8 protein-coding genes are annotated in these 9,331 nt (G+C 59.0%); 4 read left to right on the top strand and 4 right to left on the bottom strand.

Annotation, left to right across the window (positions count from 1 at the left end; translation table 11 throughout):
- From ACIREA_RS19245 to ACIREA_RS19235, 3 genes are all read right to left on the bottom strand, one after another.
- The coding region (locus ACIREA_RS19245; protein ID WP_397383959.1) for a peptidoglycan-binding domain-containing protein at nucleotides 1–492 on the bottom strand (492 nt) is incomplete at its 3' end.
- A gap of 215 nt (nucleotides 493–707) precedes the next feature.
- On the bottom strand, nucleotides 708–1,976 hold the full coding sequence (locus ACIREA_RS19240; RefSeq protein WP_397383958.1) for a glutamate-5-semialdehyde dehydrogenase: 1,269 nt from the start codon (nucleotides 1,974–1,976) through the stop codon (nucleotides 708–710).
- Nucleotides 1,977–2,050: 74 nt separating this feature from the next.
- On the bottom strand, nucleotides 2,051–2,974 hold the full coding sequence (locus ACIREA_RS19235; RefSeq protein WP_397383957.1) for an alpha/beta hydrolase fold domain-containing protein: 924 nt from the start codon (nucleotides 2,972–2,974) through the stop codon (nucleotides 2,051–2,053).
- Nucleotides 2,975–3,087: 113 nt separating this feature from the next.
- On the opposite strand from ACIREA_RS19235, the gene ACIREA_RS19230 reads away from it, so the two are divergent.
- Genes ACIREA_RS19230 through ACIREA_RS19215 form a run of 4 tightly spaced genes read left to right on the top strand, consistent with a single transcriptional unit; the run spans nucleotide 3,088 to nucleotide 8,285 of the window.
- Nucleotides 3,088–4,437, top strand: a complete 1,350-nt coding sequence (locus ACIREA_RS19230) for a tetratricopeptide repeat protein (protein WP_397383956.1) — start codon at nucleotides 3,088–3,090, stop codon at nucleotides 4,435–4,437.
- A 60-nt stretch (nucleotides 4,438–4,497) separates the two neighbouring features.
- On the top strand, nucleotides 4,498–5,007 hold the full coding sequence (lptE, locus tag ACIREA_RS19225; RefSeq protein WP_397383955.1) for an LPS assembly lipoprotein LptE: 510 nt from the start codon (nucleotides 4,498–4,500) through the stop codon (nucleotides 5,005–5,007).
- A gap of 11 nt (nucleotides 5,008–5,018) precedes the next feature.
- Entirely contained in the window at nucleotides 5,019–5,798 is a 780-nt protein-coding gene (rsmI, locus tag ACIREA_RS19220) for a 16S rRNA (cytidine(1402)-2'-O)-methyltransferase (protein WP_397383954.1), read from the top strand.
- Nucleotides 5,799–5,822: 24 nt separating this feature from the next.
- Entirely contained in the window at nucleotides 5,823–8,285 is a 2,463-nt protein-coding gene (locus tag ACIREA_RS19215) for a glycogen/starch/alpha-glucan phosphorylase (protein WP_397383953.1), read from the top strand.
- Nucleotides 8,286–8,377: 92 nt separating this feature from the next.
- Here ACIREA_RS19215 and lpxB read toward each other — a convergent pair.
- Nucleotides 8,378–9,331 (bottom strand): lipid-A-disaccharide synthase (lpxB, locus tag ACIREA_RS19210; RefSeq protein ID WP_397383952.1); only part of this gene is annotated, 954 nt, incomplete at its 5' end.

Raw genomic sequence — 9,331 nt, 5'->3', positions numbered from 1 at the left:
AGGGACTTTGACCACATCCCCCGGCTTGAGGGCGCCCATCTTCAAAGGCTTGTTGATGAACTCCAGCAGCTCTGGGGCGCTGTGAAAACGCTCGGTCAAAAACTCCAGCAGGGAGTCGTAGGGCAGGTACTTCTTCTTGCTCTGCGCGGACGGCTGGCGTGGCAGCTCACCGACGAACTTGAGGTCCTCCTCGCGGATGGTGTAGTTGGTGTAGATCTCTGGCACGCTGGAGAGGTCCAGTGTGTTGGTTTCCACCTCGCTCTCAGGCAGACCATGGGATTTCTGGTAACGCTTCAGCGCCTTTGTCGTGAACTCACCCGGGCGGCCATCCAGCTTTCCCGGTCCAAATAGCTGCGTATCCAGAAAGATCTGCAGTCGCAGGATGTCATCAATGGGCTCCGGTGCTTTGGGCAGCGGATCAGGGATCACCGCCGATGCGGAGGCGCAGGCCAGGAAGACCAGGGGAAGAAGACGAGAAAACAGAGGGTTCATAGGGACTTGAAAAGCCTGTCGCAACTGCGGCGGCCTTTCGGGGAAAAGAGCACTGCAAAGAGAACGGCTGCGCACGAGACTGCAAGTAAAGATGCGCTGCACTTGGCAAGTGCGCGCAAGAAAGATGCCATGCCAGGGACAGGTCAGTCACTATCCATGAATACGGCTTCAGGCGCTCTGGCTCTGCAGAGCTGGCTTGGGGTCGGGTTATGGGTTCACCCCCGCACCTGTCCGCTGCCATCCACCAGGTATTTGTAGCTGCACAGCTCGGCCAAGCCCATGGGGCCTCGCGCATGCAGCTTGTCCGTGGAGATGCCGATCTCGGCACCGAAGCCGAATTCGCCACCGTCATTGAACCGCGTGCTGGCATTGTGCAGGACGACGGCGCTGTCTACTTCGTGCTGGAAGCGTTCGGCGGCGGTGCGGTCTTTGGTGATGATGCTGTCGGTGTGGTGGGAGCCGTAGCGGTTGATGTGTGCGATGGCTTCATCCAAACCGCTGACGGTTTTGGCGGCTACGATGAGGTCGAGGTACTCGGTGCTCCAGTCTTCCTCGGTGGCTGGCTTGGCGGGCACGCCGAGATGCTGCAGTGCTGTGGCATCCGCATGGATTTCCACGCTGGCTTCAAGGAGACGCTGACCAACGAGCGGGTAGAAAGTGGCGGCGAGATCCTCATGCACCAGGATGGTTTCGAGGGCGTTGCAGACTCCGGGCTTCTGGCACTTGCTGTTGACGATGATGTTCGCGGCCATGTCGAGATCCGCATCCACATGGACATACACATGGCATACGCCGTCGTAGTGTTTGATGACGGGCATGCGGGCGGTGGCCACGACTTTTTCGATCAAGCCTTTGCCACCGCGTGGGATGATGAGGTCGAGGTACTGATCCATCTGGGCCATGTGCTCGACGCTGGCGCGATCGGTGAAGGGGATGAGCTGGATGCTGTCGGGTGGGAGGCCGGCGTGTTCGCCCCCCGCCTGGAGTGCGGCGGCGAGGGCGCGGTTGCTGTCGATGGCTTCACTGCCACCCCGCAGGATGGTGGCGTTGCCGGTTTTAAAGCAAAGGGAGGCAGCGTCTGTGGTGACGTTCGGGCGTGACTCAAAGATGATGCCGATGACCCCTATGGGCACGCGGACTTTGCGAATGTGCAGGCCGTTGGGGCGGGTCCAGTCGGTGAGCTTTTCGCCCACGGGATCGGGCAGCAGGGCGACCTCGCGCACGGCATCGGCCACAGCTTTGAGGCGCTTCGGATCGAGCGTGAGTCGGTCGATCATGGCCTTGCTCAGTCCGTTTTGCTCCGCCCGGGTGAGGTCGAGGGCATTGGCAGCGAGGATGGCATCCTGACGGGCCATGATCTCGTCAGCCATGGCCACGAGGATGGTGTTCTTCTGCTCGGAGGTCAGCTTGACCAGGGCATAGGAGGCGGCACGGGCACGGCGGCCCATGTCGAGGATGGCGGACTTGATTTCGGAATCGGTCATTGCAAAAAGTTTGGGCAGCCGGGACGGTTGCACGGCTGGGATGAATCAGCAACCGGGACGGTTGCGCCAGATGTTTACTTGGAAGGAACGGCTCCTTCGGTGATTTGGACGTCTTTGCCCTGCAGATGGCGGGCATTGAAGGCAAACATGCGTTCGACCAGCAGACCGCTCAGGAAGACGTGGCCGCCATCCGTGCCGGTTAGAAGGGTGGAGGGGACGTGTGCTGCTTTGAGGGCGGTATTAAACTCCGTGGCCTGGGAGTAAGGGACGAGGGTGTCCTTGTCCCCATGGATGATGAGGAAAGGGGCGTCGTCCGGAGTGATGTAAGTGACAGGTGAGGCCTTGCGGCCCTCTTCCCGGCGGTCCTTCAGCGGCCCGCCAATGAGCTTGGCCAGCGCGCCCTTGGGATCGTCTGGGTCGATGATGCTGCCTTTGCCGCCGAAGGTGAGGAAATCGGAGGGGCCGCAGAAGTCGAGCACACAGGAGACGCGGCTGCTTTGGTCCAGATGGCTGCCGAGTTCTCCTTCGAGTTCCTTCACCCCGCCGGTGACGCCGAGCATGCTGACGAGGTGCCCGCCTGCGGAGATGCCGAAAACGGAGATCTTGTCCGGATCGAGGTTGTGTTCCTTCGCATGGGCACGCAGCCAGCGGATGGCGGCTTTGCAGTCAAAAATTTGCGCGGGCCAACGGGCCTGGTTGGTGAGTCGGTAGTTGATGCTGGCCCCGGCATAAGGCGTGCCGCCTCCGATGAGTCCCAGGAGCACATCCGCCTCATTCTTGCTGCCAGATTCCCAGCCACCGCCATGGATGTAAACGACCAGAGGGTGCGGCTTGTCCGCCTTGGCCTCAGGCAGGTAGAGATCGAGCATCTGGCGCTGATTGCCTGAACCGACATAGTCGAGGTCCCGTACCGCGCGAAAACCGGCCGGGGCAGTGGAAATTTTCTGACATTGGGCCAGCAGGGGGAAGCTGAGGGCCAGAATGACTAAAAAGCGCATGATGCGGTGTCCTTTAGTCCGGGGGAACAGGCAAAACAAGGGCCGTCAAGGGGCGGTGAGACAAGTGCGTTGCCACCTTGACGCAAGCTTAACCAGAACTTACTATCCCGGCGATGAAATCCCCCCTCCACGCCCGCCTGCCAGTACTTCTGGCATGTGCCGTTTCATTTCTTGCTCTAACGACTGCATCCTCCGCACTCTGGCCGTTTTCTGGCAGCAAGGACAAAGTGGTCCCTGTGGACAGCGAGCGTGAGTCGCAGGAACTCGCCGCCGCCGCCATGCTGGCGCAGGCCCGTCAGGCTGAGAACGCAGGCAAAGTCGGCAAGGCGCAGGGCCTGTATCAGGCGATTGTGAAGAGATACGCCTTCACCCCGAGTGCGGCGGAGGCCTCCTTCCACAATGCCCTCATCATCCGCCACAATGGCAAGATGGATGACGCGTTCGAAGCGTTCCAGACCTTCATTCAGTCCTACCGCGACAGCCCGCATTTCAGTGAGGCCATCGAGAAGCAGTATGAGATCGCCGAAGAGGCGAAAGGCGGCAAAAAGCAGCGCGGGATGCTGCTGATCAGCATGAAGATGAACTCGTCTGAGGTCATCAAATTCTACGAGAAGATCATCAAGAACGCCCCCTTTGGTAAATATGCCCCCCTGGCCCAGTTCAGCATCGCTGAAATCCAGCAGGACCTGAAGGAGAAGGACAAGGCCGTTGCCGCCTACAACAAGGTGGTGGAAAACTATCCTCACACCTCACAGGCGGCTGAAGCCCAGTTCCGCATTGGTTCCATCAGCAACATTGCTGCACAGCGCAGTGAAGACGCATCCAACCTGCTGGCCGCTCGTGATGCCCTGCGCACCTACATCGCCACCAATCCCGGAGGAGATCGCAAACAGGAGACTGAAATGATCCTGCATCAGGTCAACACTGCCGAGGCCAATCAATCGCTCACCGTGGCCAAGTTCTACCAGCGTGTTGGCAAAACCAAGGCTGCTGCCATCTACCTCAATGAGGCGCTTAAGTTTGGTTCTCCCGAAGTTTCCGCCCAAGCACGCACCATGCTGGCTGAACTCGCCGCCGCTGATCCTGAGGGTGTGGAAGATGCCAAGAAAGGTCCGGGTCAGGACTACACCTCACTGACAGCGGAAAACTTGAAGGCGCGTGATGATTATGTCGGTCCGCTGGCTCCAGAGCTGGCCCGCCTCAGCCAGAAGCCGAAAATGCGTACGGGAGACGAAGGTTTCGTGCCTATTCCTTTGCAGGAGCCGACGCTGCCGCTTCGGCCCGGTGTCACCACGCCTGGAGCAGGCTCATTGCTCCCACCTGTGCCTGAGACTGAAAAGCCTGCCTTGCTGCCTGTGCCGCCCTCTCCAAGCGTGCCCTCCATGCTGCCTCGCGCACCGGGTTCATCGGTCCCTACGCCGCCTGTTCCGCCCGTGCCTTCCACGACGAAGCCTGCGTCATAATTCTTGCGCGGGCATTGCAGCACTCCATTACTGAGCTGGGTCACTTCTTAAACTATTTGGATGAAATCGATTTTTCTTCTGCTGGCAGCTGGCTGCCTCCTGCTCTCTGGTTGCGCGGGCTACACTCTGGGTGCTCACAAGCCTGCCCACTTGAGCCACGTCACCAAACTCGCGGTCCCTACCTTTGAAAACCTCACATTGGAGCCCCGGCTGGCCTCGCTGGTGACGAATGCGGTCATTAAACAGCTGCAAAACCACGGCTCGTATCAGATCGTGGCCAAAAGCGAAGCTGAAGCTGTGCTGCAGGGGAAAGTTTCGAACATCAACCGCACCCAGTTCCGTTCCGACCTGAACAACGTTCTGCGCAGCTCGCAGATCATGGCCTCTTTGACCTGTCTTTTTACGATCACGGACACCGCCTCTGGCAAGGTGCTCCATACTGGCAATGCCACGGCTGATTCTTACATCATCCTTGAGGCGAATCTCCAGCTGTCAGAAACCCAGCTCTTCGAAGACGCAGCCCAGCGTCTGGCCAACAATCTTTCGGATCAGATTTCCGAAGGCTGGTAACCATCCGCACCATGTCGTCGGATCCGGATTCAGCCGCTGAACAGTCAGAAGGTGCAGATGATGAGTTGCTTGAGCCAGTGATTGCCACGGGTCGTTTGACCCCGGGCCTGCATCTGGTGGCCACGCCCATCGGCAACATGCGCGATATCACCCTGCGCGCGATCGATACTCTGAGGATCGCCGATTTGGTGGCCTGCGAAGATACACGTCATTCCGGCATGCTGCTGAAGCATCATGGCATCAGCGCACGGCTCATCAGCCTCAATGAGCACAATGAAGCGCATCGCATCCCCCAGTTGCTGGAGCACATCCGGCAGGGGGGCAGCGTGGCACTCATTTCGGATGCGGGCATGCCCACGGTTTCTGATCCTGGACAGCGCCTCGTCGGGGCCGTGGTCGGGGCTGGTCTGCATGTGGAGAGCATCCCCGGTCCCAGCGCCGTCCTCACGGCACTGGCGGCGTCAGGCCTGCCCACCACACCCTTTTATTTTGGTGGATTTCTTCCTCACAAAAAAGGGGCGCGCACCACCATGCTGACCGCCGCCTTGCAGCGTGACTGCACCAGCATTTTCTTCGAAAGCCCCTACCGTCTGGTCGATACGCTGGCGATCCTGGCGGAGGCTGCGCCGGACCATCGGGTGGTCGTGGCGCGGGAGTTGACGAAAAAGTTTGAGGAATTCAAACGTGGCCCGGCAAGCATCCTGCTATCCTATTACCAAACCAAAACGCCCAAGGGAGAAATCACCCTCCTCATCGCGCCGGTCGATCCCCCCAAGTGGTTGACCTGGTAACTTATTCTCAACATAGCCTATCCCATGGAAGCCCTCGCCAACTGCGCCGTCCTCAACACCACCGACAGCCTTAAACTTTCGATCACCAATCACCTGCGTTTTACCCTGGGGGCCTACATTGAAACAGCCAGCGAAAATGATTGGTATGTTGCCACATCGCTCGCGGTGAGGGATCGCGTCATGGAGCGTGCCACGCAGTCACGCCGTCAGCATCGATCCCAGGGGGTGAGGCGCGTGCATTACCTCTCGCTCGAATACCTCATGGGTCGCCTGCTTGAGAACAATCTGCGCAATGCCGGCATCTACGATGCCACCAAAGTGGCCCTGTCAGAAATGGGCAAAGATCTCGACACTCTGGTGCAAAAAGAACCCGACATGGGCCTTGGCAACGGTGGCCTGGGTCGTCTCGCCGCCTGCTTCATGGATTCGCTCAGCACCATGGATCTGCCCGCCATCGGTTATGGCATTCACTACGAGTTTGGTTTGTTCCGCCAGGAGTTCGTCAACGGCAAGCAGGTCGAGCATCCTGACGCGTGGATGCGTGATGGCAGCCCTTGGAAGATTGCGCGCCCCTCCTATCGCCAGTCAGTCAAGCTCTACGGTCATACCATCCAGAAATTCGACGAATTTGGCCGTCCGCACCACGAGTGGGTTGAAACCAAATGCCTGCTCGGTCTTCCATGGGACATTCCTATCGTGGGCTATGACAGCAATACTGTGAACGTGCTGCGCCTCTGGCAGGCGCAGGCGGATGAAGACTTCAACTTCAAGGTCTTCAACGAAGGCAGCTACATCGAGGCCTTGCGTGAAAAGGCCATCGCCGAAACCGTCTCCAAGGTGCTCTACCCGAATGACGCCACCGAGAGCGGCAAGGAGTTGCGCCTGGTGCAGCAGTACTTCTTTGTCGCCTGTTCGCTGGCTGACATCGTGCGCCGTTTCAAAGGCGGTTACGATCTGCCCTGGAGTGAGTTTCCTGCCAAGGCGGCCGTGCAGCTCAATGACACGCATCCTGCCGTCGCCATTCCAGAACTCATGCGCATCCTTCTCGATGAAGAGAAGCTCGAATGGAGCCAGGCCTGGGAAATCTGCCAGAAGACCTTCTCCTACACGAATCACACGCTGCTTCCCGAAGCGCTGGAGACCTGGAGCGCGGCGTTGTTTGAGCGTGTGCTTCCGCGTCATCTGCAGATCATCTATGAGATCAACAAGCGCTTTCTCGAAGGTGACGTTGAGGCGCGCTGGCCGGGGGATGGAGAGAAGAAGCGTGCGCTTTCCCTCATCGAGGAGAATGGCGGCAAAAAGGTGCGCATGGCGCATATGTCCGTGCTCGGCAGTCACGCCACCAACGGTGTGGCCGCGCTTCACACACGCCTGCTCTGCGAGCGCCTCTTCCCGGAGTTCTTTGAGCTCTATCCTGAACGCTTCCTCAATCTGACCAACGGCGTCACCTTCCGCCGCTGGCTCGATGTGTGCAATCCGGAGCTCTCCTCCCTCATCACCGAATCCATTGGTGCCGGATGGTTGAAGGATTCCACCAAGCTGATCGCCCTCGACAAGTTTGCCGACGACTCTTCATTCAAGGAAAAGTTCCAGGCCATCAAGCGCGGGCACAAAGTACACCTTGCCAAGATCATTCAGGACACCTGCGGGGTCAGTGTCAGCCCTGACGCCTTGTTCGATGTCCAGATCAAGCGCCTGCACGAATACAAGCGCCAGCATCTCAACCTGCTGCACATCGTCACTCTCTATCGCAAGATCATCGCCGATCCGAACTTCGACATGGCTCCCCGTGTCTTCATCTTCGGCGCCAAGGCCGCTCCAGGCTACTACCTCGCGAAGAACATCATCCACGCCATCAATGCCCTTGCGGCCAAGGTCAACCATGACCCGCGCGTGAATGGCAAGCTCAAGGTCATCTATATCCCGAACTACGGCGTCTCCATCGCCGAGCGCATCATTCCTGCGGCAGATCTTTCCGAGCAGATTTCCACCGCAGGCAAGGAAGCCTCCGGCACCGGCAATATGAAGCTCGCCCTCAATGGCGCGCTCACCATCGGCACGCTCGATGGCGCCAATGTGGAAATCCTCGAAGAAGTGGGCCCGGACAACATCTTTATCTTCGGCCTCACCGTCGAAGAAGTGACCGAACTCTACGCCAGAGGCTACAATCCCTGGGACTTCTACCACGCCAGCGAAGACCTGCGTCTCAGCATTGACTGGCTGGCCTCCGATTATTTCACCGGCAACCAGGACGAATTCAAACCTTTGCGCGACAGCCTGCTCACCCATGGCGATCCCTTCCTCGTCATGGCCGACTACGACGCCTACGCCAAGTGTCAGGCCGAAGTGGACAAAGCCTACCGCGACCAGCCCCGCTGGCAGAAGATGGCCATCCACAACACCGCCCGCATGGGCAAGTTCAGCAGCGACCGCACGATTTTGGAATACGCCAAGAACGTCTGGAATCTGCCTCAGATCGGTGTCTAAAACTGGTTTCTGCCCAGGCGCTTTGTTCTCAAAGCGCCTGGGCGTTCCTCTCTTCAGATTTGTGCCGCAGTGGCTTGATCAACTGCCGGGAATCACATGGCTTCATGCACCGCCAGTGCGGCGCGTGTGTAAGCCCCACCAGTTCCCAGCGTGGCCACGACATCCGCAAGCTCCTGCTGCAACTGCTCGCGCTTGGCATCGTTGGTGAGCAATTCCAGCGTGGCTTCGGCGAGCGTCTGCGCATTAAGATCTCCTTGCACGAGTTCCTGCACCACCTCGCGTTTGGCGAGGATGTTGACGATGCCCAGGTGCTTGATGCGAACCACGAGCTTGGCGATAGCGTAGGTGGGCCAGCTGACGTTGTAGATCAGAGTGTAGGGCAGGCCAAAGCAGGCGGCTTCCAGCGTGGCGGTTCCGGAGGCAACGGCTCCGGCTTCGGCGCGCTGCATCAGGTCGTAGACGGTGCCGGTTTCGATCCAGCGCTTGGCTTCAGGCATGCCGTGTTCGTCGGTCATGTTGCGCATGAATCCGGCCAGAGTTTCGTTGGCTGCGGAAACGGCAAAACGGGCGTTGGGCACGGCTTCCTTGATGATCTTGGCCGCGTCCATCATGATGGGAAACAAGCGGCGCACTTCATTGAGGCGGCTGCCGGGGAACCAGCCGACGAGACCGGGCTCACGCTTCCAGTCGCGCTTCAGCGTCACCACGCGGTCCACCATGGGGTGTCCGCTGAATTCGGTGCGCAGACCGCTCTTCTCATAAAACTCCTTCTCAAAGGGGAAGATGCAGATCATGAGATTGAGCACCTGCGCCATGGTCTTCACGCGGCCTTTTTTCCAGGCCCAGACCTGCGGGCTGATGTAGTAGAGGATGCGCCCCTTGTAACCGGCGGTGCGCAGGCTTTTGGCGAGGCGCAGATTGAAACCGGGATAGTCCACGAGGATCACCGCCTCAGGCTTTTGATCAAGGATGGAGTCCAGCACGGCATCCATCTTCTCTTTGAAGTAGCGGTACATCTTCACCACTTCCCAAAGGCCGACAACGCC

The organism is Prosthecobacter sp. (assembly GCF_044373815.1).
Taxonomy (GTDB): Bacteria; Verrucomicrobiota; Verrucomicrobiia; order Verrucomicrobiales; family Verrucomicrobiaceae; genus Prosthecobacter.
The sequence above is the reverse complement of the archived record's forward strand: the minus strand, read 5'-3'. Positions and strand labels throughout refer to the sequence as shown.